Genomic DNA, 25,497 nt, shown 5'->3' with positions numbered 1-25,497 from the left:
TTCTCAATCGACGATTTAGCTTTTGCTTAGGAATACAATCATGCTTATGGAAATTCACCAGCTGGAGATGCTGCGCGAACTCGGTGCCCTTGGCAGTGTCAAAGCCGTGGCAGAAACGCTCCTGGTAACACCTTCCGCCGTGTCCCAACAATTGGCGTCTCTGCAGAAGAGCCTGGATGTGCCGCTTACCCGGAAGGAAGGGCGGAACCTGGTCCTCACCGACGCCGGGCAGGTACTGGCCGATGCGGGAGCCGCCGTCGTCAGCGCCATGGCCGAAGCCCGGCGCGCGATAGGCGCCTACCACGCATCTCCGGTCTCGCCGGTGACGGTGAGCGGTTTCCACAGTGCCGGCCAGGTTCTGTTTGCTCCCCTGGCCCGGCTCCTGGACGCTCCTGATACTCCGAAGGTGCTGCTCTCCGACGAGGACGTGGCCCAGCAGGATTTTCCGGCGCTGACCGCGCGGTACGACCTGGTGCTGGCGCACCGGATGGACCACAGCCCGCGATGGCCTGAGGAGAGGGTGGCCGTGATTCCGCTCGCGCGGGAACCTCTCGACGTCGCCCTGCCGGCCAATCATCCGCTGGCCCGGTTGCGCTCACTGACAACGGACGACGTCGCCGGCGAACCCTGGGTGACCAGCCGCGCCGGCTACTCCCCCGCGGACGTCCTGACCGCCGTCGCCGCCTCATCAAGCCGCGAGCTCAACATCGTGCACCGCATCAACGATTACTCCACTGTCGCGGCACTGGTGGCCGCCGGCAGTGTCATTGGCCTGCTACCGCGCTACACAGCCAGGCCGGCACTGAATCCGGGTATCGTGCTGCGCCCGTTGGAGGGCATCAGCACCAGAAGGAGGATCGACATCCTGGCACGCCCCGAAAACCTGAAACGGACGTCGGTCATGATGGTGTGCCATGCGCTCCAAAAGATCATGGACGGACTCGTTGACGCGGACGGGTCTCCGGTTTAGGACACGCAAAGGGCATCAGGACGCCGAAACGGTCGGAGGACACCTAAATTTGGGTGTCCTCCGACCGTTTGCGCGTCCCGAGCGGCTCTGGTGGCTCAGGCGCTCCACCTATGGTGCATTGCCCGGTGCCTGATTTTTGCCCAGGGCCTTGCCGTTTCCTTTGGCATGATCCTTGCCGGGCCGATGATCCCTGCCGAAGCCCATACCGTTCCCGGGTCCGTCCGGGGCTACCCCTGCAACGATCTTTTCCGCTGCAACCGAGTCGCCGTCCCTGATGCCCTTGGCGCGGACCGTGTCGCCGGCCTTAAGGTCCGCTGCGGTGACATCGGTGGGCTTGAGCCGCTTCCCGGACTCGTCAGTGGGTGGTGAGCCGTCCTCTGCCAGTGGCGGAAGTTTGACTATCCGTGTTTCAGCGCGAATGACGTAGGTCTGGCTGAACCCGTCCTCGCTCTTGACGGTGACGGAGTTCTCGCTGACTGATTCCACCGTTCCACGCTGGGAAACCTCGGTCTGGAAGGAACCGTCGCTGTTCTTGACCACGGTCTCGCTATGCAGGGCCTGGCCTCGCTGGGCTTTGTCCGGCCTGTTCTTCTGTCCCTTGTCCTGGGATTGGCCCGGCGGGGAGGCTGACTGGGACTGGCCATTGTTGGGCGGATCACCCGCCGACCATGCGACAGCAGCTCCCGTTCCAGTGAGCGCGACTGCAATGGTGCCCACGAGGGCAGCTTTACGTATGTTCCTGGGCTCCTGGGTAGCCATGGCACTTCCTCCCGCCGCGCCGGATGGACACCGGCGCCTTGTGAGCAGTTTACGACCGGAAGCAGCGGCGAATACACAAGATTGCCGCAAGTTCAGAGCCGGCAATCTGCTACAAACTTCCCCGGTCCCAAAGCCAACTGGGTCGCAGTTGTTGCTGTTTTGACGGCTCAAAACAACGTTAACTGCGACCCAGTTGGGAAGGAAAGAACGTTAGGCTTCGACTCCAGCTTCGACTAGCCTTCTACTCCCAGTTTTTCCAGGATCAGTTCGCGCACCCGGCCCGCATCGGCTTGTCCGCGCGTTGCCTTCATGACTCCGCCAACGATTGCTCCGATGGCCTGGACCTTGCCGCCGCGGATCTTGTTAGCGACGTCGGGCTGCGCGGCGAGGGCTGCGTCTATTGCTTCAAGGAGGGGTCCGTCGTCGGACACCACGGCGAGGCCGCGCTTCTCCACGATCTCCGCCGGAGTACCTTCGCCGGCGAGCACGCCGTCGAGTACTTCCGTGGCCATCTTGTTGTTGATCTTGCCGTCTTCAACCATTTTGTTCAGCTCAACGATGGTGGCAGGCGCAACACCCAGCTGGCCGGGGTCGACGTCGGCGTTCTTGGCGCGCCCGACGATCTCGCCCATCCACCACTTACGGGCCACCGATGCAGTGGCGCCAGCGGCAATGGTTTCCTCGATTTCGTCCATCACACCGGCGTTGACGACGTCGCGGAACTCCAGGTCTGAATAGCCCCAGTCGGCCTGCAGCCGCCTCCGCCGCTCGGCAGGGGGCTCGGGCAGAGTCGCCCGCAGTTCTTCAACCCATTCGCGGGAAGCCACGACAGGAACCAGGTCAGGCTCCGGGAAGTAGCGGTAGTCGTCGGCGTCAGACTTTGCACGGCCGGAGGTGGTGGTGCGGGTGTCCTCGTGCCAGTGGCGGGTTTCCTGAACCACAGGCTCGCCCGAGTCCAGAACCGCGGCGTGCCGCTGGATCTCGTAGCGGACGGCGTGTTCGACGGCGCGCAACGAGTTTACGTTCTTGGTCTCGGACCGGATGCCGAAGCGTTCGCGGCCGTGCGGGCGGAGCGAAACGTTGGCGTCGCAACGGACGTTGCCGCGTTCCATTCTGGCATCCGAAACACCGAGGTTTTTCACGATTTCACGGACCGCTGCCACATACGCCTTGGCCAGTTCCGGAGCCCGCGAGCCGGCACCCTGGATAGGCTTGGTGACAATCTCGACCAGTGGAACACCGGCACGGTTGTAGTCCACCAGGGAGTAATCGGCACCCTGGATGCGGCCGGCGGCTCCGCCCATATGGGTCAGCTTGCCGGCGTCTTCCTCCATATGGGCCCGTTCGATTTCGACGCGGAACACCGTTCCGTCGGAGAGCTCGATGTCCAGGTAGCCGTCATACGCAATGGGTTCGTCATACTGCGAAGTCTGGAAGTTCTTCGGAGTGTCCGGGTAGAAATAGTTCTTCCGGGCAAAACGGCAGTACTCAGCGATCTTGCAGTTGAGCGCGAGGCCGATCTTGATGGATGATTCCACGGCCGTCTTGTTAAGCACGGGCAGGACGCCGGGCATGCCAAGGTCCACCTCGTTCACGTTGGTGTTGGGCTCGTCACCGAACACGTTGGGCGCTGAGGAGAACATCTTGGTCTTGGTGTTGAGCTCCACGTGGACCTCGAACCCCAGAACGGGATCGTACTTCTCCATGGCCTCGTCGAAGGTCAGGATTGCGTCGGACATCAGCGTGAACCTCCGGGTGTCGTGACAAGCTCCGTGAGCGAGGGCGCGCTTGCCAGGATGGGACCGCCCCACTTCGCCTCGAGCAATGATTCAAGGACTGCACCAACGCGGTACAGCCGGGCGTCTTCACGGGCCGGGGCGAGGAGCTGGATGCCCACCGGGAGCCCGTCCTCGTCGGCGAGTCCGCCGGGGAGGGACAGGCCTGGTACGCCCGCCATGTTCGCTGGGATGGTGGCGACGTCGTTGAGGTACATGGCCAGGGGATCGTCCAGCTTCTCACCGAGCTTGAAAGCGGTGGTGGGTGCAGTGGGCGAAACCAGGACGTCAGCTTTGGTGAAGGCGGCCTCGAAGTCACGCTGGATCAGGGTGCGGACCTTCTGCGCAGACCCATAGTAGGCGTCGTAGTAGCCGGCGCTCAGGGCGTACGTGCCAAGGATGATGCGCCGCTTGACTTCGTTTCCGAAGCCGGCAGCGCGGGTGGCTCCCATCACGCGTTCAATGGTCATCGGCGCGTCTTCGGGGAGGACCCGCAGGCCGTACCGGACGCCGTCGAACTTGGCCAGGTTGGAGGAGGCCTCTGAGGGCATGATCAGGTAGTAGGCACCCAGCGCGTACTTGAAGTTGGGGCATGAGACCTCAACGATTTCGGCTCCGGCCTGCTTCAGCAACTCAAGGGATTCGTTGAATCGGTTCTCGACGCCGGCCTGGTAGCCCTCGCCGTGAAGTTCCTTGATGATGCCGATTTTCATGCCCTCGATGTTGCCGATGCGTGCAGCGGCAACAAGGTCAGCGAGGGGATCCGGCAGCGAGGTGGAGTCGAAGGGATCGTGCCCGCCGATCACCTGGTGCAGCAAGGCCGAGTCCAGTACCGTGCGTGACACCGGGCCGATCTGGTCCAGGGAAGAGGCCATGGCGATGGCGCCGTAGCGGGAAACGCCACCGTACGTGGGCTTGACGCCGACGGTTCCGGTCACGGCGCCGGGCTGGCGGATGGAGCCACCGGTGTCCGTGCCGAGGGCAAGGGGGGCTTCGAAGGCCGCGACGGCGGCCGCGGAGCCACCGCCCGAACCGCCGGGGATGCGGTCCAGGTCCCAAGGGTTGCGGGTGGGCCCGAAGGCGGAGTGCTCTGTGGAGGAACCCATCGCGAACTCGTCGAGGTTGGTCTTGCCCAGGATGGGCATCATCGCAGCGCGCAGCTTCTTCACGACTGTGGCGTCGTACGGGCTGTGCCAGCCTTCGAGGATTTTGGAGCCCGCCGTGGTGGGCTGGCCGACGGTGACGATGAGGTCCTTGACGGCGATGGGCACGCCGGCGAGGGCGTGGAGCTCCTCGGCCGCGGCTCCGCCGGCGGCGCGGATGTTGTCCACCTCGGCGGCAACGGCCAGCGCTTCTTCGGTGTTGACGTGCAGGAAGGCGTGGACTCCCCTGTCGCCGCCGTCTACTGCGGCGATGCGGTCCAGGTGCGCCTGGGTGACCTCGACGGCGGAGACCTCACGGGCCGCCAGCTTCTCAGCCAGCTGCGCGGCGGAGTTGCGGATGAGCTCGGTGGCACTTGTACCGGTAGCGTTGTATTCAGTCATGTCTCAGTCCTCGTCCAGGATTGCCGGAACCTTGAACCGGTTCTCATGGGCATCCGGCGCGCCGGACAATGCCTCTTCTGCGGTGAACGTGTGCCCCACGATGTCCTCACGAAAAATATTGGTGAGCGGGATGGGGTGGGACGTGGCCGGGACGTCGTCGCCGGCGGCTTCACTCACCGACTTCACGGCGTCAACGATGACGGCGAGTTCGCCTGCCATTCTGTCCAGCTCGTCAGGACTCATCTCGATGTGCGCCAGCCGCGCAAGATGCGCGACGTCGTCACGGTTGATCGCAGCCATGGATCTCCCCTGCAAGGTAGTTGGTTTCCCCCATAGTCTACGTGGCAACAGTGTGCCCGCCTGACGACCCCCAGCGGGCGTGAGACGGGCACAACTGGCCAGACGGCAAGCCGCCGGCAATCTCAGGTTAGCCGATTCCGATGGCTCCTGTAAGGACTCCCACACCGAGCATCACGAGGGAAATAACGGCCGTGCGCCATAGCACCTTCTTGTGGTGGTCGCCGAGGTCGACCTTGGCAAGGGAGACGAGCAGCAGGATGGCGGGAACCAACGGGCTCTGCAGGTGGAAGGGCTGGCCGGTGATGGAGGCGCGTGCCATGTCCGCAGCGCTGATGCCGTAGTGGCTGGCCGTCTCGGCCAGAACGGGCAGCACGCCGAAGTAGAAGGCGTCGTTGCTCATGAAGAACGTCATCGGAATGCTCAGGATCCCGGTGATCACGGCCATGAACGGACCCATCTGGGACGGGATGATGTTCACCAGCCAGGCAGACATGGCCTCGACCATGCCGGTTCCGGTGAGCACACCGGTCAGTACAGCGGCGGCCATGACCATGCTGACCACGGCAACAATGGACGGCGCGTGGGCGATGAGCTGGGTGGCCTGGTCCTTGACCCTGGGGAAGTTCACCAGCAGGGCGATGGCCGAGCCCACCATAAAGACGTACGGCAGGGGCACGAGGTCAGCGATGAGCATGCCCATGACGGCCACGGTCAGGCCAAGGTTGAACCACTGGAGCTTAGGGCGCAAGGTCTTGCGGTTGGGGTCCAGTGCGGTGTCCGCCATGGCTGAATCCCTGTCATCAACCAGCAATTCAGGATGGTCCAGGACAGCAACTGCTGAGCCCTCGACGGCGGGGCTTCCGCCGGCAGGTGCGTCACCCTTGCCTCCGCTGCGGCCGCCACCGGATGTACCCGTCGAACCCGAACCGCCGAGGGCCGGGGTGGTGCCGCCGCCGAACGCGTCTGCCGGATCCAAAAGATCGCCCCAGATCCCGGGAGCCGTTGCCCGAAGCCGGTTGCGCTCCTGAAGGCCCAGCAGCCAGGCGAAGACGAAGACTACAACCAGGCCTGCGATCAGGGACGGGATCATCGGAACGAAGACGTCGTTGACGTCGATCTTCAGCGCGGAGGCGGCACGTGCCGTGGGGCCTCCCCAGGGAAGGATGTTCATGGTGCCGTTGGCCAGGCCTGCCACGCAGGTCAGGACCACGGGGCTCATCTTCAGCCGGAGGTAGATCGGCAGCATGGCAGCCGTGGTGAGGATGAATGTGGTGGAACCGTCGCCGTCGAGGGATACTGCCGCCGCCAGAATCGCCGTGCCCAGGACAACCTTGGCAGGGTCGTTGCCGAGCTTGCGCAGGATGAACCGGACCAGCGGATCGAACAGCCCGACGTCGATCATCAGGCCGAAGTAGATGATGGCGAACATCAGCAGCGCTGCGGTGGAGGTCATGGACTTCATTGAGTCCATGACCATGTCGCCGATGCCCAGGCCAGCGCCTGCAAACAATCCGAATACAGTGGGAACAATGATCAGCGCCAGGACTGGCGTCAACTTCTTCGTCATGATCAGCACCATGAATACTGCGATCATGGCGAATCCAAGTAATACCAGCACGGCCGGCTCCTTTTCCTGTGAACAGCAACACAACAGTGTGATGCGCGATACAGACGTTATAGTGGCCTCGATCACGGCTGTGCCTTTGGCTCAATTGATTGGCATACTGCTTATTGGGAGCATTTTGCTCATTTAGCTCACAGCCATGCGGCAGACGCATTCAGCACCGGTTCGGCAAGGGCCAGTTGGATTGAGGGGATCGACAGGAGGATCATGAAGCGCTCCACCTCCCGTCTTCCCCTGCGGTTTTCGACACAAACCCTGTTCCTGCAGCTTGGCGTCGTATTGCTCGTAGTCCTGCTCAGCGCTGCAATGCACGCCTGGCTCACCTTTGACCGTTTAGGCCGCGAGGCGGAAAACCAGGCGCTCACCTTGGCCCGAACCGTAGCTTCGGATCCTTCGGTCCGTGCCGAGGTGCAGTCCATAAGCCGGAAGGAGGGCACTCCCCCGGCATCAGTGCTGATTAAGGGTCCGCTTATGGCTGCGGCGGAAGGTGCCCGCAACCGCACCGGGGCACTTTTTGTGGTGATCACTGACGAGACTGGACTCCGCCTGGCCCACCCTGATGCCGACCGCCTGGGGGAAAAGGTAAGCACAGATCCTTCCGATGCGCTTTCGGGCAAGGAAGTGACCACTCGGAACACAGGCACGCTAGGTCCTTCCGCCGGGGCGAAGGTGCCCGTTTTTGCCCCTGACTCCTCGGCTGTAGTCGGCGAAGTGAGCGTGGGATATTCCACGGAGAGCATCTCCCGGAGCCTTGCCCGGGATATTGTGCCCATTGGAGTGACCGCGGCCGGAGCCCTCCTGGCCGGCGTGTTGGCATCGTTCCTTTTGCGACGGCGTCTGCAGCGGCTCACGCTGGGGCTGGAACCGGAAGAAATCAGCACCCTTGTCCACGACCAGGTTGCTGTCCTTCAGGGTGTGGACGAGGGCGTTATCGGCATCTCCGGCGACGGCAGGATCAGTGTCTTCAACGCAGCAGCCCAGCGGCTTCTTGACCTTGACGATCTGACCGGGACTCCTTGGACCCAGGCCCCGCTTCCCGCCCAGCTGAAAGCACTGACGGAGCCCGACGCACAGGAGAGGGATGCAATCGAACTTGTTGTCGGCGCCCGGGTGGTCGTCGCAAGCGCACGGAAAGCCCTGCACCGGAAAGAGGACCTCGGCTGGGTCATCATGCTGCGGGACCGCACGGAGTTGCAGCATCTGACGCGCCAACTCGATGCTGTTGGGACCATGTCCACGGCGTTGAGGGCCCAACGCCACGAATTCGCGAATCAGATGCACACCCTTGCCGGATTCATGAGCATCGGACAGTTCCGGCAGGCACAGGAGTATCTGGGGCAACTGGTGGCGACGGGCCCTTTGAAATTTCCGGTGGACCAGGCTGAGTTGCTGCAGGATCCATATCTTCAGGCCTTTGTGGGAGCCAAAGGTGTGGAAGCGCATGAGCGGGGCGTGGCATTGCGCATCGGCCCGGAAACACTGGTGCGCGGACATGTCACAGATCCCCAGGACGTCACTACTGTGCTTGGCAACCTCATCGACAATGCCGTAAATGCGGCCGTCGCCGGTGCGGCTGCCGATCGCTGGGTTGAGGTGGAAGCTCTGGATGCCCCGGGCGAGGATGGGGGGACCCTGCATATTGTGGTGGCCGATTCCGGGGACGGACTGGACCCCGGACACGTTGACGATGTGTTTTCGGAGGGGTTTACCACTGCAGGAAGTTCGACGACGCCGGCTCGCCCGGCCGGGGGCCAGGGACTGGGCCTCGCCCTCGCCCGCCAGCTGGCCCGGCGGCGGGGCGGGGACGTCACGGTTCTTGAGAAGGGTACAGCCGGAGGACCGGGAGCGGTGTTCATGGCTACCCTCCCGGGTACAACGGACACCGGCATGACGGTTTCATCAGGAAGGGACAACGGTGTCTGAGGATTTCAGGGTGCTGATTGTGGATGACGATTTCCACGTGGCCAAACTCCATGCTGCCTATGTGGATTCTGTGCCGGGATTCCTGGCGTTGGCTCCCGTAGGTTCTGCCTCCCAGGCACTCAAGGCCATCCACAGCCTGCGCCCGGATCTGGTGCTGCTGGACGTGTACCTGCCGGACGCATCGGGGCTCGATCTGCTCCGGCAGCTCGACGTCGACACCATGATGTTGAGCGCCGCCTCGGACACCGGATCGCTGCGGCTTGCCTTCCGCCGTGGGGCCCTCGCGTACCTGCTCAAGCCTTTCACTTCGGAGTCCCTGTCCCAGCAGCTGCGCTCCTATGCCCGTTACCGCCGTATCCTCGCCCAGCCAGGAAACGTCGATCAGGAGACTGTCGAGCGAGCCAAACGCGCGCTGGTTCCCGGTGAGGTCAGCCCGTCTGCGCGGCCCCGGTCGGCAACGGAAGCAGCTGTTCTGGAGTCCCTGGTCCCTGGGGAACAGTATTCGGCCGCGGAGGTAGCAGCGCGGGTGGGCGTCTCACGAGCTACTGCACAGCGCTACCTTTCTTCCCTGGCGGATGACGGCTCGGTCGATATCCAGCTTCGCTACGGCACCACCGGCCGGCCCGAACACCGGTACGGACTGCCGCCTGCGCGAAGCTAGCTGGCGCCCTTCTGGGCCACAAGCTCGATTTCCACCAGCATTTTCGGGTCAAGGAACGGCAGCACGTGAACCAGTGACAGGGTGGGGCGGATTTCCCCGAAGACTTCGCCGTGGGCGCGGCCTGCCTCTTCCCATTGGCTGATGTCCGTCAGGTAGAGCTTGGACTGGACCACGTCAGAGAATTCAAACCCGGCATCGGCCAGTACCACGCCCAGCTTCTCGAGGATGAATTTGGTCTGAATGTAGAAGTCCTCGCCCACAATCCCGTCCTCGCCACTGGCAGCGGTAGCCGAGATGTAGAGCGTGTTGTCCACCTGTACGGCACGTGAATAACCAAGGATCTTTTCCCAGGCGGAGCCGGAGCCAAACGTCTTGCGCATCTGTGCCTTTCGCAGTGCTGCATCCCGGCAGACGGCTGTTTGCCGTCTCCGGATGCAGCAGGGTCATGGAGTCGGCACTACTTTAGGTCGCCGGGAGGTCCCGCCGGTAAACGAGCAGCTTTATGTCGGTGCCCGGGACCAGCCAGTCACGTTCAGGCACCCGCTGGAATCCGGTCTTCTTATACAGCCCATGGGCGCTTTCCCAGGTCATGCCGGTGGTCAGCGACACTCCCTTGATCCCGTCCAGGGAGCCTGCGTAGTCAAAAATGGCCTCCACCATGGCTTTGCCCGCCCCGCTTCGCTGTACCGCCGGATCCACCACCAGCATGCGGAACTCCAGTTCGTCCTCCAGGGCAATGTCCGCGAAGGGCTCGCCGGCCACGGCCAACGTCACCGAGCCAATCACTTTCCCCGCACGCTCAGCCACCCACACCGTAGCTTCCGCCGCCCGGGCATCTACTTGTTGAATCTGCCGCATATACGGGTGCTCGGCGGTTTCAAAGTAGCCGGCAGCGAGATAGGAGTCCCGTGTGATGCGGGCTACGGAATCGTAGTCTGCGGGGACAGCCGGGCGTATGAGAATCTGCGAAGGCACGTGGCAATGGTAATCGTGCGTTCCCCGTTACTACTGCGAATACATCATTTCCGTGACTGAACTATCACTCCCGGCGCCGGCACAAGGCTCAAAGGCTCAAAGGCTCAAAGCGGGAACTTGCCTGACATTTCCAGCGTGCCCGCACATGTCCACGCGGACAAGCGCTCCTCAAGGGAGGGACCGCCATCGAGCGGGCTGGTAAGACGGGGTCGGCGCACCCAGCAACCAGCCTCCTCGGCGATCAGCGCACCCGCCGCGAAATCGTGCTCGTTGAGCCCCCGCTCGCCGTAGGCGTCATGTGTACCGTCAGCCACAAGGCAAAGATCCAAGGCAGCCGAGCCGAGCCTCCTCAGGTCCGCGAAGCCCTCCATAAAGCCGGCCAGGGCGTTTGCCTGCTCGGCCCGCACCTCGGGGTCGTAACTGAATCCCGAAGCCAGGATCTGCCCGGGGCGACCGGGATCGGGGCCGTTCAGCCGGGTGACGCGGCCTCCCTCCTCCAGCCAGGCGCCCTGACCCCTGGACGCGTAAAACAACTTGCCCAGGGCAGGGGCGTTGACCACCCCGGCCAGCCAGACGCCGTCGGGATCCGCGACCGCCACGGATGTTCCGTAGTAAACGATGTTGCGGATGAAGTTGGTGGTTCCATCCAAGGGATCGATGGACCAGCGGTAACCGCTGGGCGACGCAGGCATGTTCGTGCCGTATTCCTCTCCGGTGATGGCGTCGTTGGGCCGGGCCTGAACGAGGACATCACGGACCGCGTTTTCGGCAGCGACGTCGAAGGCCGTCACCCAGTCGCCGGCAGCGCCTTTGTTGCTCGCCTTCAGCTCGGCGGCATTCCGGCGGGCCAGGACAGCGGCACCAGCGGCAGCGGCTTCCTTGGCCAGTTCCAGCAGTTGCGTATGGTCGGTACTCATTGAGCGCCTCCCGCCTCGTGGAGTTGCATCTCGTCGTTGTCCTCGGCGGGCTCAGTGTCCCCGCCGGGACTGCCGGCAGGGGCTGCGCCAGCGTCATGTGCGGCGGAATCAGGTTCCACGCCCATCGCTTTTGCCGGTCCGTTCGCCAGCAATTCCCGGAAGCCCTCCTCATCCAACACGGGAACGCCCAGTTGCTCCGCCTTGTCCAGCTTGGTTCCGGCGCTTTCACCGGCGACCAGATAGCTCGTGTTCTTCGAGACCGAACCTGACGCTTTCCCACCACGGATCAGGATGGCTTCTTTTGCTTCATCCCGGCTGAAATGTTCAAGACTTCCGGTGACAACAATGGTCAGCCCCTCCAGCGTCCGTGGCGTTGATTCGTCCCGTTCGTCCTCCATCCGCACTCCGGCCGCACCCCAGGCATCGACGATTTCCCGGTGCCAGTCTTCAGCGAACCACTCCGTCACGGCTGCCGCGATGGTTGGTCCGACTCCGTCGACATGGGCAAGCTGGTCCTCGGAAGCCCGGCGGATGGCGTCCATGCTGCCGAATTCAGTGGCCAACGCACGCGAAGCACGGGGGCCAACATGGCGGATGGACAGCGCCACGAGAACCCGCCACAGCGGTTGGGACTTGGCTTTCTCGAGTTCCTTGAAGAGCTTCTCCGTATTGGCCGTGGGTTTCGAGGGTGACTTGGCCGTGGGCTTAGAGAAGAAATACGGCACCAGTTCATATTCTCCGGTGCCCACACCCTTCGAGCGCTTCTCACGCCGGATGCGCACATTCGCCAGGTCCTCGGGCTTGAGATCGAAAAGCGAGGCTTCCGTGGTGAGGGGCGGGGTCTCCGGCTCGGCAGGTTGGGTAAGGGCGATCGCAGCCTCCCAACCAAGCGCCTCGATGTCAAAGGCACCGCGTCCCGCCAGGTGGAAAACACGCTCACGAAGCTGGGCGGGGCACGAACGCGCATTTGGACAACGGATGTCCACATCGCCCTCTTTGGCCGGCGCCAGCGGAGTTCCGCACGACGGGCATTCGGTGGGCATCACGAAGTCCCGGACCGGAGGATCCTGGAGATCGCGCAAGGCCAGGACCGGCCCCACGATTTCCGGGATGACGTCGCCCGCCTTCCGGAGGACCACGATGTCACCTATTTTCACGCCCTTGGCCCTGACAACATCCTGGTTGTGAAGCGTTGCCATTTCCACGGTTGATCCGGCGACTTTGACTGGCTCCATCACGCCGAACGGAGTCACCCGGCCTGTCCTGCCGACGTTGACAGCGATGTCCAGCAGCTTCGTGTGGACTTCCTCCGGCGGGTACTTGTACGCGACCGCCCAGCGTGGCACGCGCGTGGTGTAGCCGAGGGCGCGCTGCGTGCCGAAGTTATCGACTTTGACCACGATGCCGTCGATTTCATGCATCAGCTTGTGGCGCTTTTCGCCGTAACGGGCAATGAACTCAAGAATGTCCTCAAGCCCGTCGAGCACCTCGAAATAAGGGCTGACCGGCAGCCCCCAGCTCTCGAGCTGGCGGTATGTTTCCGATTGGCTCCCGGTGTCCAGGCCTTCGCGGGCGCCGATTCCGTGCACGAACATCCGGAGCGGCCGTTTAGCGGTTTCGGCGGGGTCCTTTTGCCGCAGGGAGCCGGCGGCCGCGTTTCGCGGATTCGCCAGCGGGGCTTTTCCAGCCTCGATCAGGGCTGCATTGAACTCCGCGAAGGCGTCGGAAGGAATGAAGACTTCTCCCCGCACTTCCATTTCTGCGGGAAAGCCGCTGCCCTTGAGCTCCTGGGGGATCTCCTTGATGGTCAGGACATTGTGGGTGATGTCCTCACCGGTGGTGCCGTCTCCACGCGTGGCGGCCCGCACGAGCTTCCCGTCCCTGTAAAGGAGGTTGACGGCGAGGCCGTCGATTTTGAGCTCAGTCAGCCATTTAGGCCGTCCGTTGTTATTGCCACCCAGCTTTGCCACGGAGGCCTCTGCCTTGGTGATCCACGCCTTCAGCTCTTCGAGGGAAAAGACGTCCTCCAGGCTGTACATCCGCTGCAGATGCTCGACGGCGGCAAAGGCAGCGGAAACTTCTCCGCCGACCTCCTGTGTGGGGGAATCGTTGGACACAAGTTCCGGATGCAGGGCCTCCAGTGCTTCAAGCCGACGGTAAAGCTCGTCGAACTCCGCATCCGAAATAAGCGGTGCGTCCTGCTGGTAGTAGGCGAAGCGGTGTTTGCGGACCTGATCGGCAAGGGCCTCATACTCTTCCCGCAGGTCCTCGGGTGGTACCGCGCCGGCGGAAGTTTGAACCGGTGCTGCCTTTTCTGCCGGTGCTGCGTCGTCTGCCAGTGCTTCATTTCCCGGTGCTGTGCTCACAGACCTATCTTGCCTTAATGGGCTGACAATGTCCGACCGCCAGAAAGCAGTAATTAGAGGCCGTAAACAGGAAGGCCCGGACCGCCGCTTGAACCTGCGGAGCACTTCCCGTGCCTTCCTGTCAGCGGACTCCGACCGCCGGATCTGCGTTAGACGCCGGCCGCACCCACCCCGCTGAGGGCTGACTCCCCGTAGGCACGGTCCTCCGGGGGCAGCGCCACCTGGAGTTTGCGCACCTTGCCCCTCCCCACAATGTAGCCTCGTCCGGGAATGAAGTCGGTGCTGATCCGGCCCAATGATGTATTGAGCAGGCTGTCCCCCTCAATATCTCCCGGGTTGATGAGCAGGCCCCGGCGCCCGGACTTGAACGGCTGCGCCAGGGACCAGGCCGAGGACCAGGTGGACGTTTCGGATTCGCCCACCACCCATTGGTCCGCCTTAATCGACGCCGTCACCAGGCGCCCGATGCCGGATTCCGCTATGGTGTCCGTGAATTCAGTGAGGCCCTCGATAAAGATGGCGAGGCTCCCCGGATTGCCCGTGGAGGATTCCGTAAGATCCTCCAGGGCCTCCTGGACATCGTCCACTCCCACGAACGAGCGGTTCCAGACGCGCAGAGAAGCCACTGCTGAGCGGCGGGATCCGATATAGATGAGCTCCGTGTTGGGATTGGAGCGGCGGAGGGCATAGGCCATGGTTACCAGGGCCACAGTCCTGCCGGCACCAGGGGGACCTGCCAACAGCAGCGGTCCCTTCGCGAGAATTTCGGCGGGTTGCAGCGTTTCGTCGTCCACGCCGATCACAGGCGCGTCCGGACGTCCCGCCGGAAGGATATCCAGGTCCACCTGGTCCGGCAGACGTTCGATCTGCGGTGCCTTCTCGACTCCTTGCCGAAGCATCGCCTGGGCGAGCTTGTGCACCTCTCTGGCCTGGAGAGCCAGGTTGGAGTTCCCGCCGAGCACGGCCAGCTGAACTTCGTTGTTCCCCAGGAGCCCGCGCCCTGGCGGAGACGTTTTGCTCAGAACGTCCTTGGCCACATCGACGGACATGTAGTCGTCCTCAGAAGACAACCGCAGGACAAGCCGCCGTTGGATGGATGCCAACAGCGACGCCGGTACCGAGTTGGGGCGGTCTCCGGACACCACAAGGTGGATACCGAGGGGCCGGCCGTCAGTGGCGAGCTGCAGGAAGATGTCCCAGAGCGCAGACAGCCTGCTGAACTCATACGTCTCGCGGAAGGCCGACATACCGTCCACAAGCACGAAGATCCGCTTTTCGTCAGGCCTGCCTGAGAGTTTGCGATACTCCACAATGGTGGATGCCCGCACTTCGGCGAAACGAGCTGATCGGTCATCGGCCATGTCCCGCAACCAGCGCAACAGGCGCCCTACGCGCTCGACGTCGTCGCCGCTGATGACCTCGCCGACGTGCGGGAGTTCATCGAGCATTTTCAGTCCCGAGGAACCGCAGTCAATGCCGTAAACATGAACCGGTCCACCCCGGGGTGTCACTGCCGCGGCGATGGCGATTCCCCTCAGGGCCGCCGACTTCCCGGAACCGCCGGTTCCGTAGATCGCCATGTTGCCGTCCCGGTCCGGCTCATAGAAGACTGTCGGTTGGTCCTGGTGCGCGGGATCGTCGGCCACCCCCAGCAGGAGCCGCTCATCGGTCCGGGGATTGGGAAGCTTGGAAAAATCGTAGGTGGTGGCGAGCTCGTTCAGCCACGGCTTTCGCGGGGATTCAATGGCAAGCACTTCAGCGGCCTTGATGATATTCGCCGTCATACGGGCAATATCATTGGGCCCGGCCGGCTCTTCCTTGACGGGGTTTTCCGGTGCAGGAGGCTCCCAGCTTGCCCCCGACCCGAAGGCCATTTCCACAATGTCGATCTGGGGACGCTGGGGCTTTTCCGTGGTCCAGCCACCCGCATACCCGGTCTGGAAGCCCTGGATGCGGCCTGGACCGGTCTTGGCAGCACCACGCCCGGGAATGGATGGGTCGAAGTAGGCGGCAGTGGGAACGCCAAGGATGTCTGTGGCGTCGTCCTCATCCGCCATTCGCAGGGCCACACGGAGGTTGGTGTTGGCGCGGAGGCTTTCCTTGATGACGCCTGCCGGCCGTTGTGTGGCGAGGATCAGGTGGAGTCCCAGGGACCTGCCCCTGGCCGCGACGTCGACTACGCCGTCCACGAATTCCGGAACCTCTGTGGCGAGGGCCGCGAACTCGTCCACGATGATGATCAGATACGGCGGCGCTTCAGGGTCAGCTTCCCGTTGAAGACCCAGCAGATCCTTGGCCTTCTTCCGGTTCAGCAGGTGTTCCCGGTAGTGCAGCTCGGCCCGCAGGGACGTCAGTGCACGGCGCACCAGGTGCGGTGACAGGTCGGTCACGAGTCCAACGGTGTGAGGGAGGTGGAGGCAGTCAGCGAAGGCCGCGCCGCCCTTATAGTCGACAAACAGGAAACTGACCCGGTCGGGACTGTAGGCGGCGGCCATGCCCATCACCCAGGACTGCAGGAACTCCGATTTGCCGGCCCCTGTGGTTCCGCCCACCAGAGCGTGCGGACCTTCGTTTTTCAGGTCCAGGTACAGCGGCTCTACGCCCTTCGAGCCAACCAGGGCGCGCAGTGTGCCGTTGTCCTTGCGGTTGGGGACGGCGGTGGCCCGGACGGAATTGTTTTCCTTCCAGCGGTCCGCCACAGCCTGCGGGTTGTCCATGAAGTCCTTCCCGATCAGCGTCGCATAGGACACTGCCCGGGGAAGGTCCGATTCGTCGTCGACAGGTTTACCGACGTCGACGACGGGCGAGAGCATCCGTGCAAGCTGCTGGGCGAGCTCGGCGTCCAGGCTCTCGCAGCTGACAGGGTAGGTGTGGCGCCCGAGCCGGACCTGGCCGGTAGTGGTACCGTGATCGCCGTCGACCACCATAAAGTCCCGGCAGGCTGCCGGCAGGGACTGAACGCTCGAAGCAACCCACATCACGTGCACGCCTGAATCCGGTCCACGCTCCACGAGCCGGGTGAGCCGTCCACGGTCCACTGGAGCGTCATCCTCGACAATGACCAGGACCGAGGGCAACACCGGGCCGGGAAGTTCCTCTTTGTCCGCCTCGATGGCCGGCCGCGACTGGGAACCCTGGGTCTTGGCCGCCGCCTCGCGCTGCTCGATCAGGTCTTCAAGGCGGGCCAGGAGGGTGGATCCGCTCGCCGAGCCGGCCGCGAGGTGGTCCCCGTTCAGCGGGCTATGCCCTGATCCGACGTGCGGCAGCCATTGCAGCCAGCCCCACCGGTCTTTTGACTCAGCCGAGGTGATGGCAGTGACCACCACCTCCGCGGGCGAATGCAAACCCACAGCCTGAAGGACTATTCCCCGCGCGACGTCGTCGACGAGACCCCGGGCTCCGGCCAGCCCGAACGAGCCTGCTGAACGGAGCTGGGACACCACCGGCACGCCTTCGATGATCTGGAACTGCTTCAGGCAGTCCTGGAGCTCCTGCATGAACTCCGGCTCGGTGTCGTTGCTGCCCGGTTCTTCAAGGGGAACTCTGGACGGAACAGTACCCAGGCCAAAACGGATCCCCAGGAAGCCAGCGTGTTCGGGCCGGTGGGTCCAGAGGAGCGGGCCGAGTTTGTAGATGGAGTCCACTGTGTCGCTGACCGACGGGGCCTCCTGGAGGCGTACTGAGCGCTCAACGTGCTGGAGTTCAGTGATGTCACGCCGGAACGCTGCCATCGATTCACGGAACTGCTTCAGTTGTTCCTTCCGCTCCCGCTTACTGCGCATCCTTTGGTCCACATAGTGCCCGACGATGAACAGCGGCATCATGGCCATAAACATCGCCGACATGGCGTTCTGGGTCACGATCCACAGAACCGTGCCCATCATCAACGGGGCGATGAGCATGATGAACGGAAAGGGGTGGTTATCCGGGCGTTTCGGCCCGGCCGGCAGCACGCGCTTGGGAGTTTCGAAGCGCGGCACCACCCTGGGGGAACGGTTGAAATCGACGAGGGGCGACGTCGGTGCTGCCGCCTGGTTGCGTGACAGGGACACCACGGCCACGGTGGTATCTCCAAGCATCAGGGTGTCTGAAGAGTTCAGCGTAGCCCGGGTGACGGGTAATCCATCCATGATGAGCCCGTTGGCGGAGTTCGTGTCCACGATCTCCACCGTCTCTCCCACCGTAATCCGGGCGTGCCGCTTCGACGTCATGGGGTCCGACAGCCTGATGTCCACGTCCCGGCCCCGGCCGATGTAGCTGGTTCCGGTGGGCAATGAAAATTCCTGGCCGACGTCGGGACCAGTCAGGATCCGGAGCGTTGCCGCGGCCGGACCCCGGTTGGCCCCCGGGACGGCGAACTGCTCACTGACCTGCGTCAGCGAAACAACGGAACCCGGCCGGAGCCCCGACTCTAAAAGATTGTCCGTCCTGTTGAGGACGTTGCCCGTCATGCCGCCGGCCACAAAGGCTTCATCGATGCTCAGGGTGAGGTTGGGGGGTGCCGGCGTGCCTCGCCGTTCCGGATCTGCAGTCCAGAGCTCGACGGCGATGTCCGCCACCGTGGCCAGGCCGTCCACGGTAACGGCCAGATCCTTAGCTTCGGCCGGGGCCCGGCGCAGCGTCAGTCGGATTCTCACCCTTCTTCGACTCCCCTCATCTTTTCGATCAAATACAGGTCATCGACAGTTACCAAATGGGATGTCACGGCATGTTCTACGAGACGGGCGCGCCTGTTGGTAGCCAGCTTCCCGCCTCCGCCGCGCAGTCCGGCAACACCGACCCGGTCCAGTTTGTCGCACACGTTGTCCAGCTTTCGGTTGAATCTGGTCAGGGCCCAGCCAAGTTTTTTTGCTGCCGCGGCCGAGGATGGAATGGCGCTGAAGCCTGTTCCTTCACGGCGGAGCATTGGTTCAGCCAGCGCGACGATCAGCGCCTTTTGGGAGTCTGTAAAGACCACGGGCCCGATGGTTGTATCCCCTCCGCTCTCGTCGTCCCGGATCTCCTGCCGGAAAGACGGGGTCTTCAGGTGCACGGCAAACTCGTAGGTAGTCGGACCAGCCGTAAAGATCACGTTGGTGTGCCTGAAGACGAGCGGGATCCGCGCCCCCGGCGAAAGCCAGGCCTGCATTCCCCCCGAACCGTCCGCGACGGTGGCAGAGAGCATGCTGCCGACGTTGCTGAGCCACCAGATCCCGTCATATTGGGCGATCTGGAGGAATCTCCGGTGCAGGTAGGGGTTGTCGTCCACCTCAAGGTCACCCTCGCGGCCGATGCTGAAAACGTCCTCGTCTGACGGCTCGTGCCACTCGCCACAGAAATCTATTGCTAGATCCCCCATATTTCCGTGCCTCCTCGTAGGGCAATACCGGATGCGTTCCATGAGCTGGTACGTGCGATTACAGTCAATGGCATTCGCGTGCGTCCAGCGACTTTCCCTCGGAAGCAGTGCCATCGCTGCGGACAAGGATCACCGTCATGCAGGTGAACTCCCCCGGCGGGTTTGCAACAATCTCAGCTCTTGGCTCGGTGGTTGACTCGACAGGTCCTCCGTCAAGATTCCACTTATAGACATCGCCCGGTTTCGGACTGGGGTTGGTCCACGTGAAAATCACCTTGCCCGGTGCTCCATCGACTGCCTTCAAATTCTCGATGTCAGGAACAACGCCATCGTCCAAGGGATCAGCGGGTGGCTGGCTGAACTGTTCAGTGGCGACTACATGCGGTTCAGGCCTCGTCTGGGACAGCGTTATCCCGAGGATGATCGCCACAACCAGAATGGTTCCACCGGCGATTGCCAGCCAGAGGTTCCGTTTCCCGGTGTCCTCGGGAACTTCCTTGGCATCTGCCTCACCCATTCCCCGGGGACGGTTGACCGTGGCGGCCAGGTCATTATCCCGGACGTCTTCATTTGCTGCGTACTGTCCAAGGGCAGCCTGTGGGCCAGGGCCGCCGGCTGGCCGGGCCGGAGCTACCGCCCTTGGTCCGCGCAGCATGGTTGCCTGGACCGAATCGTCCTGTTCGGTGTTGTTCCCCGCAGCGTAGCCGGTGGTGTTCCCCGCTGCGTACGCCGTGCCGGGACCCTGCCGTCCAGACTCCGTACGATCCTCGGGTTTGGGCGCGAACAACTGCCCCGGTACCTGGGAAGCGGGTGGCGGAGTCACCACGGGAGTAGGCGTCTGAGCCTTCGGCCCGGCCGGTTGACCGGCCGGTTGAGCGGCTGGTTGCCAGGCTGGTTGGCGGGTCGGTTCACCGGCGAGGGGGCGGGTCCGTCCGGGGAACGTGGGAGCGCTGCCGGTCAGCTCGGGGTCAATCGAAGCGACGCTCCGAACCCGGGTCTCTTCGAAGCCGTCATCCGGGTGGCCGTCGTCGTGCTGCGGCTCTTCCAAAACCTCAAAGGGCGTCACAGACAGGTTCAGTTCAGCCTGGATGCGCTGGAGTGCAAGAGCAAAGGCGTGGGCGGAGGAGTACCGGGAAGTCGGGGACTTGGCCATCGCCGTCGACAACGCCAGCTCAAGGGACTGAGGGACGTCGGCGCGGCCCAGCCGTGGAACCGGCATATTGGAGATACGCGAAATCAGCTCACGCTGGGAATTGTCAGCACCCGGCATGACAAAGGGAGAGCGCCCGGCCAGGAGGGTGTACAGCGTGGCTCCCAGCGCCCAAACGTCCACCATGATGCCATCCACCGGACCGTCGCGGAACTGCTCCGGCGGGGACCAGGGAATGGACATCCCGGCGTCCTCATCGGCATCGCTTCCCAGGGTCCCTGAAATCCCGAAGTCAGTCAGGGCAGGCCTGTTGTAGTCGGTGACCAGGATGTTGGCGGGCTTGATGTCCCGGTGGGCGATGCCGGCTCGGTGGGCGGTTTCGACGGCGGAGGCCACCTGGATGCCCACAGCAAGGACTTCGTCCACGCTGAAACGCTGCCGACGGTACCTGATGTCCAGGCTTGGCCTGGAACAGTACTCCATTGCCAGGTAAGAATGCCCGTCGTCAGTCACTTCGGCTTCGAAGATGGTGACGATATACGGGTGCGAGGACAGCTGAGCCATGAGGTTGGCCTCAGACTCGAACCGTCGTCGGGCACCATCAGTTTTCAGGCCCGAGAGCAGAACTTTGACGGCCACCTTGCGGCGGGGCCTGTCCTGTTCATAGAGGTACACATCCGAAAAACCGCCTGAGCCAAGGAGGCTGACGTAGGTGAAGCCGGCAATGCGGGGCGGTGGAGCGGGGGGACGTTTGGAACTCAACGGATCTCCTCAAACCGTAAGGAAATGTCATCAGCGAGTTGGGCGATGTCCCCGTCCAGGAGAATGGCCATCTCACCTTGAGCCAACCGCCGTGGAGATTGCCCCTCGCGGACCAGGACTGTGCCGTTCGTGGCCTTCAGATCGCATAACATAACGTGCCAGCCCTCGAGCCTCACCTCCACGTGGGAACGTGAAATGTCTCCGCTCGGGCTGGCCACCTGGACGAGCCTGGGCATGACACCGCCCTGAACACGGGAAACAGAAGGCTGCCGCCCCACAATCATCGACTGGTCCAGATCTATCAGCTCGCCAGTGGACACCCGCATCCGGCCCAGCGCAGGCCTCGGGACCTGGACTGCATCATCGGGAAGAGGCTGGTGGCATGTGGAGCACTCGGAATGAGTAGGAGGATTTGCGTGGTTTTGCGGGCAAACACGGGCGAGGACCCTGGGCCCTGTCCGGTCACCGTTCGCGTCACCGTTGCCGGGGACGGAAGCCTGGCCGGCTGCTGCCATCCCGGCCAGATCACTTTTCATGATGGTCTGACCGTCATGGTCGCTGTCATCCACCAGCGGCAGGACGGGCGCTACCACCAGGAGCGGCTGCTCGGACCGGTTGTTGGACGCGGGTATGTTCGGCTGCCCACTGAACGGCGCATTGAACGGTGGATTGGACGGCGCGGGATTGGACGGCGAGCTAAAGGAAGGAGGCGTCGAGACGGAGGACGCATTGGAAGAACCGCTGCGCCATGGCACCGAGTCGATCAAACCGCCCTGCTGGAGCGGCGCGGCTGATGGCTCAGCAGGCTGTTGGGCTGGCTCCTGAACGTGCTCTTGGAAGGAGACGGCCAATGGTTGGTCCGCTGCTTCAGGGTCCTCTTCAGCTGGTTCGTTGCCGGTCACCGCAGGCCCGGTGCTTGCCCCTTGGGCAGCCTCGTCGGCATCCGGGTCTACCCGAACAGCGGCATCCTCGATGTTCCGCATCACTGTCTTTTCCCAGAGGTGATCGTAGCTGCCTGTCATTTCGACAGCGGCGACCTCCTCGGGCACATCAGATACTGCGGCGGAATCAGGTTCTTCAACCGGTTCAGCAACGTCGGCGACGTCGTCGTCGTAGTCTTCATCGTCGTCGTGGATGCCCATTACGGTCTCCTGCGAGACCCCGTGATCAATCGCTACCTTCTCGGTCGCTCCGGGCAGGTTCCCTTCCGGCAGGTTCCCTTCGGGCAGGACCACGACGGCGGGAGGAGGCACCAGCTCCGGCACCACCTCTACCGGTCGTTCCGGCACCTGCGGCGCCTGGACCCGCGGTTCCGGCAGCTGCCGCGCCAGGATCTGCTGTTCGGGCACAACGGGTTCCGGCAGCAGCGCGGAGGGCACCCGAGCCAGCGGAACCTGCACATCAGAAACCCCTTCGCGGTCCATGCGCAGGCCCTGCAACAGCACAACCCCATCAGCCAGTGGCAACTCGGCGCCTCCGGCACTCCCGGCCGGAACCGTCACGGTGTACCACTGTGGATCCGCCAGGTGACGCTCAGTCCAGGTGGTGACATCGCGTCCGTTGAGTTCAACAGGGCCCTCGGCCAAGTGAGCTGTCAACTCGATATCGCCGCGGAGGAAAACGCGAAGGGAATGCTTGAAGTCCACAATGCCGAACGACGGGATCTGGGCCAAAGATCCGCCGGAAGCGCTAGTGACAGCATGGAGGACCTCATGGACCTCGGCGGAATTTCCCAACAGCCCCCAGAGGGAATGGACCAGCGCGGGGTCGGCCTCCGGACGCAGCAATACGGCAGTGCCGGACCGGACAACACCGATCCAGCTCCCCGGGCTGTAACTACTGGAGACCATGACCTTGCTCCCTGTCTTCCTGGACGGCGGCAGGGCTGCCTTCGGTCTGTGGCGCCTGGCCGATGTCGGTATCCGCCTTTGGCGTCGTCTCCGGCGCTGCCGCTGAACCGGCGTCTGAATCTGACTCCGGATCCGCTCCCGAACCTGGCGACTGGTCCTTTTCGCCGCCAGCCTCTTGGCTTTCCTGCTGGGGGTCATCCATTCCGGCGTTGATCCGGTTCCGCGGAAGCGTGTCCTCTTCCTCGGCCGCAACCACCGTGCGTGGTGCTGTGGTGACAGCGCCGGCGTCGTTCAAGACGTTCTTGGCGTCGACCACGATGACTGTGACATTGTCCCGGCCGCCGCTGCGAAGCGCGGATTGAATCAGGGCGTCAACAGCATCCTGGGGGTGGCCCACGGTGCTGAGGATGCGGAAGATGTGCTCATCGGTGAGTTCGGCATTAAGCCCGTCCGAACAGATGAGGATGCGGTCACCTTCTTCAACGGGTAGGAGCCAGTAGTCCGCTTCGGTTTCGTCGCCCGTGCCGAGGGCCCGTGTCACCACATGCCTGCGCGGGTGGACCGTTGCCTGCTCCGGGGTGATCTCACCGGCGTCAACCAGTTCCTGGACTTCGGAGTGGTCTACGGTGACCTGTGAAAATCCGCCCTGGCTGAGCCGATATGTCCGGGAGTCCCCGATGTTCATCACAAGCCAATACGGCAGGCCCATCTGCTCCACCACTACGGCACCGGTGAGCGTGGTGCCTGCCCTTGAGCCCGTGGCTTCCCGGATGCGCTCATCTGCAGTTATCAGGTACTGCTGTACGACGGCGGCCGTCGCGGTTCGCTCGCCTGTAGCAAGTTGCGGCATTCCAGCCAGGACACGAACACAGATGCCGCTTGCGATCTCCCCCGCCTCATGGCCGCCCATGCCATCCGCCACGGCAAACACCGGGTCCGATGCGATGAAGGAATCTTCATTGAGTTCCCGCCGCAATCCGCGGTCCGTTCCGTAACCGCAGCTCAGCTGCAGTCCGTGTTCGGTGTGCTGAGGAGGTGTGGAGGAGTCCGACTCGGTGTTCATGCTTGTCCTAGATGAAAAGTGCGGTCACCGAAGTGGACGGTGGAACCTGGGCGGACGTATGCCGGCTGGCCTGCCTGCAAAGGGGTGCGGACGCCGTCGGGGGTGGTGATGGCACTGCCGTTGGTGGAATTCCGGTCTGTGACCCAGACTCCATCACGGTCCGAAAGGAGATGAAGATGCGTTTTGGAAATGGAACGGCCCGGATCCTGAATCGCGAGCATTTGCGTGACCTGCTCCCCTGAATGCGCCGCAGGATTCCTCCCGATCAGGACAGTGCGGTCGAGCTCGAAGTCGCGGCCGTCGTCGAGTCGGATCCGGAGGACAGCCAACGGCGCTGGCGGCTGTGCGCCCTTCAGCTGGGTACGCTCGTGGTCGTCATCGGGATGGGCGGCGGCGGAATACGGCTGGGATGCCGGTGCCTGGGCCATTGGCGCTGGAGCTGGAGCTGGAGCTGGAGCGGCAGGCTGGTGTACCTGTGCGGGCAGCTGGACCTGGGCAGGCAGCTGGACCGGAGGTGCCGCCTGCCCGGCAGCCGGGGCCGACCAGGGCTGGGGTGCTGCAGGGGCCTGCCATTTGTTCGGGTCCAATGCGGCACCGCCTGGAGCCGGAGCTTCAGAGGCCTGGCTGCCCGGCAGGTTCAGCTGCTGGGCGTTTATGACCTGCGGTGCCGTGGAGGCAGCTCCGGCAACCGGGGACGGAACCTGTTGGACCGGCGGGAGATCCAGGGGGGCGAAGCTGTAAGGGCCCTGGATACCGCCGGTGGTGACAGGATTCCTGCCCGCCTTGATATCGAACACGAGTGCCTTCGCCACGGCATCGTGCCACCCGCGGAGGTTACTGTTCTTGTCCCAGGTGTTTGAGACAACCACGATGACAGCCCACGCGCTTCCGAGGAGGAACAGCGGAGCAACGATCCAGAGCGCTATATCGAACGCTTTCAGGGCTACCAGCACAATCGCCGCCAGGATGGCAAGGATGATGCCGGCCCCTGTAATAATGCCGCGGAGAAAGACGGGACCAGCGCCAGGAGCGTAGCCATCCTTATCGGCGCTGCGAATCCCCATGATCTGGTTTCCGAGCGTGTTGCCCGTGCGGCCTTCGATCCCCATCAGGACCAGTGCGTACACGAGCGCGAGAGCCGAGCCGACTCCGCCCAGGAGGACCACCGTAGACGTGTCGTAGATGATGAAACCTCCGCTGAGCGTCCGCGTCACGCCAGCGAAACCGATGGTGAAGCTGATTGCCAACACGGCAAAGGCCGGAAGCCAGTCGAGCACGGCGGCGCCAAGGCGTGTACCGGCAGCTGCGGGTACTACCTCAAGTCGTGCTGCCATTCCGGCTTCTCCCCCTCGTCCAAGGCCCCCATTTCCGTGGCCGGAATTGTGCCCTGTTTGACCAGGCACTATCGGGATATTACCGGGAATTGAGGGGCGGTGCGCGGACAGCCACTCCTCCCGTGCCTGCTGCCCGTGATTCGCGTTGCGGGTACTCCTGGCGGCCCTGTTGTTTAACGGGACGCC

General features: G+C 63.4%; 18 protein-coding genes. 3 read left to right on the top strand and 15 right to left on the bottom strand.

Translation table 11 applies throughout. The features are described 5' to 3' along the window. Positions 1–46 precede the first annotated feature (46 nt). Positions 47–970, top strand: coding sequence for a LysR family transcriptional regulator (locus M1D88_RS06550; protein ID WP_458114452.1), 924 nt, complete (start codon positions 47–49; stop codon positions 968–970). Positions 971–1,078: 108 nt separating this feature from the next. Here M1D88_RS06550 and M1D88_RS06545 read toward each other — a convergent pair whose 3' ends face one another. The 5 genes from M1D88_RS06545 to M1D88_RS06525 form a co-directional block, all read right to left on the bottom strand. Next, positions 1,079–1,729, bottom strand: a complete 651-nt coding sequence (locus tag M1D88_RS06545) for a hypothetical protein (protein ID WP_458113748.1) — start codon at positions 1,727–1,729, stop codon at positions 1,079–1,081. Between the two features lie 233 nt (positions 1,730–1,962). Then, the gene (gene gatB / locus M1D88_RS06540) at positions 1,963–3,471 is read right to left on the bottom strand and encodes an Asp-tRNA(Asn)/Glu-tRNA(Gln) amidotransferase subunit GatB (protein ID WP_458114451.1); all 1,509 of its coding nucleotides are present in this window, start codon (positions 3,469–3,471) and stop codon (positions 1,963–1,965) included. After that, positions 3,468–5,048: an Asp-tRNA(Asn)/Glu-tRNA(Gln) amidotransferase subunit GatA gene (gatA, locus tag M1D88_RS06535; protein ID WP_458113747.1), complete on the bottom strand. Its 1,581-nt coding sequence runs from the start codon at positions 5,046–5,048 to the stop codon at positions 3,468–3,470. Before gatA ends, gatB begins: the two co-directional genes overlap by 4 nt. A 3-nt stretch (positions 5,049–5,051) precedes the next feature. Next, positions 5,052–5,348, bottom strand: coding sequence for an Asp-tRNA(Asn)/Glu-tRNA(Gln) amidotransferase subunit GatC (gene gatC, locus M1D88_RS06530; protein ID WP_458113746.1), 297 nt, complete (start codon positions 5,346–5,348; stop codon positions 5,052–5,054). Positions 5,349–5,475: 127 nt separating this feature from the next. Next, positions 5,476–6,966, bottom strand: a complete 1,491-nt coding sequence (locus M1D88_RS06525; protein ID WP_458113745.1) for a CitMHS family transporter — start codon at positions 6,964–6,966, stop codon at positions 5,476–5,478. Between the two features lie 213 nt (positions 6,967–7,179). Between M1D88_RS06525 and M1D88_RS06520 the strand changes: the two genes are divergently transcribed. After that, positions 7,180–8,895, top strand: coding sequence for an ATP-binding protein (locus M1D88_RS06520; protein WP_458113744.1), 1,716 nt, complete (start codon positions 7,180–7,182; stop codon positions 8,893–8,895). Next, positions 8,888–9,556 carry a response regulator gene (locus tag M1D88_RS06515; RefSeq protein WP_458113743.1) on the top strand — a complete coding sequence of 223 codons (669 nt, stop codon included), beginning with the start codon at positions 8,888–8,890 and terminating at the stop codon, positions 9,554–9,556. The genes M1D88_RS06520 and M1D88_RS06515 overlap by 8 nt, the downstream gene beginning before the upstream one ends. On the opposite strand, the gene M1D88_RS06510 is transcribed toward M1D88_RS06515, so the two are convergent. The 10 genes from M1D88_RS06510 to M1D88_RS06465 all read right to left on the bottom strand — a co-directional run bounded on the left by M1D88_RS06510 (position 9,553) and on the right by M1D88_RS06465 (position 25,311). Next, positions 9,553–9,936 carry a RidA family protein gene (locus M1D88_RS06510; protein ID WP_458113742.1) on the bottom strand — a complete coding sequence of 128 codons (384 nt, stop codon included), beginning with the start codon at positions 9,934–9,936 and terminating at the stop codon, positions 9,553–9,555. The genes M1D88_RS06515 and M1D88_RS06510 overlap by 4 nt on opposite strands. 82 nt (positions 9,937–10,018) lie before the next feature. Then, positions 10,019–10,531, bottom strand: coding sequence for a GNAT family N-acetyltransferase (locus M1D88_RS06505; protein ID WP_458113741.1), 513 nt, complete (start codon positions 10,529–10,531; stop codon positions 10,019–10,021). 104 nt (positions 10,532–10,635) lie between these two features. Next, positions 10,636–11,448 carry an inositol monophosphatase family protein gene (locus tag M1D88_RS06500; protein ID WP_458113740.1) on the bottom strand — a complete coding sequence of 271 codons (813 nt, stop codon included), beginning with the start codon at positions 11,446–11,448 and terminating at the stop codon, positions 10,636–10,638. Next, positions 11,445–13,787: an NAD-dependent DNA ligase LigA gene (gene ligA, locus M1D88_RS06495; protein WP_458114450.1), complete on the bottom strand. Its 2,343-nt coding sequence runs from the start codon at positions 13,785–13,787 to the stop codon at positions 11,445–11,447. Before ligA ends, M1D88_RS06500 begins: the two co-directional genes overlap by 4 nt. A gap of 176 nt (positions 13,788–13,963) precedes the next feature. Further along, entirely contained in the window at positions 13,964–18,451 is a 4,488-nt protein-coding gene (locus tag M1D88_RS06490) for an FtsK/SpoIIIE domain-containing protein (protein ID WP_458113739.1), read from the bottom strand. Continuing rightward, a complete protein-coding gene (locus tag M1D88_RS06485; protein WP_458113738.1) occupies positions 18,448–19,152 on the bottom strand; it encodes a hypothetical protein in 705 nt (234 codons plus the stop codon). Before M1D88_RS06485 ends, M1D88_RS06490 begins: the two co-directional genes overlap by 4 nt. Positions 19,153–19,216: 64 nt before the next feature. Further along, positions 19,217–21,064 (bottom strand): protein kinase domain-containing protein, encoded by a 1,848-nt coding sequence (locus tag M1D88_RS06480; protein ID WP_458113737.1) that lies wholly within the window; start codon positions 21,062–21,064, stop codon positions 19,217–19,219. Continuing rightward, positions 21,061–22,914, bottom strand: coding sequence for a hypothetical protein (locus tag M1D88_RS06475; protein ID WP_458113736.1), 1,854 nt, complete (start codon positions 22,912–22,914; stop codon positions 21,061–21,063). Before M1D88_RS06475 ends, M1D88_RS06480 begins: the two co-directional genes overlap by 4 nt. Then, a complete protein-coding gene (locus tag M1D88_RS06470; protein WP_458113735.1) occupies positions 22,901–23,977 on the bottom strand; it encodes a PP2C family protein-serine/threonine phosphatase in 1,077 nt (358 codons plus the stop codon). The genes M1D88_RS06475 and M1D88_RS06470 overlap by 14 nt, the downstream gene beginning before the upstream one ends. Then, the gene (locus tag M1D88_RS06465; protein WP_458113734.1) at positions 23,974–25,311 is read right to left on the bottom strand and encodes an RDD family protein; all 1,338 of its coding nucleotides are present in this window, start codon (positions 25,309–25,311) and stop codon (positions 23,974–23,976) included. Before M1D88_RS06465 ends, M1D88_RS06470 begins: the two co-directional genes overlap by 4 nt. Positions 25,312–25,497 lie beyond the last annotated feature (186 nt).

The organism is Arthrobacter sp. R1-13 (assembly GCF_054161475.1).
This window is presented reverse-complemented; position numbering and strand designations above follow the sequence as displayed.

Excerpts from the sequence above, each read along its gene's own strand:
- M1D88_RS06550 (WP_458114452.1), top strand. The coding sequence starts at position 47 with ATGGAAATTCACCAGCTGGAGATGCTGCGCGAACTCGGTGCCCTTGGC.
- M1D88_RS06545 (WP_458113748.1), bottom strand. The coding sequence starts at position 1,729 with ATGGCTACCCAGGAGCCCAGGAACATACGTAAAGCTGCCCTCGTGGGC.
- gatA (WP_458113747.1), bottom strand. The coding sequence starts at position 5,048 with ATGACTGAATACAACGCTACCGGTACAAGTGCCACCGAGCTCATCCGC.
- gatC (WP_458113746.1), bottom strand. The coding sequence starts at position 5,348 with ATGGCTGCGATCAACCGTGACGACGTCGCGCATCTTGCGCGGCTGGCG.
- M1D88_RS06520 (WP_458113744.1), top strand. The coding sequence starts at position 7,180 with ATGAAGCGCTCCACCTCCCGTCTTCCCCTGCGGTTTTCGACACAAACC.
- M1D88_RS06510 (WP_458113742.1), bottom strand. The coding sequence starts at position 9,936 with ATGCGCAAGACGTTTGGCTCCGGCTCCGCCTGGGAAAAGATCCTTGGT.
- M1D88_RS06500 (WP_458113740.1), bottom strand. The coding sequence starts at position 11,448 with ATGAGTACCGACCATACGCAACTGCTGGAACTGGCCAAGGAAGCCGCT.
- M1D88_RS06485 (WP_458113738.1), bottom strand. The coding sequence starts at position 19,152 with ATGGGGGATCTAGCAATAGATTTCTGTGGCGAGTGGCACGAGCCGTCA.
- M1D88_RS06475 (WP_458113736.1), bottom strand. The coding sequence starts at position 22,914 with ATGGTCTCCAGTAGTTACAGCCCGGGGAGCTGGATCGGTGTTGTCCGG.
- M1D88_RS06470 (WP_458113735.1), bottom strand. The coding sequence starts at position 23,977 with ATGAACACCGAGTCGGACTCCTCCACACCTCCTCAGCACACCGAACAC.
- M1D88_RS06465 (WP_458113734.1), bottom strand. The coding sequence starts at position 25,311 with ATGGCAGCACGACTTGAGGTAGTACCCGCAGCTGCCGGTACACGCCTT.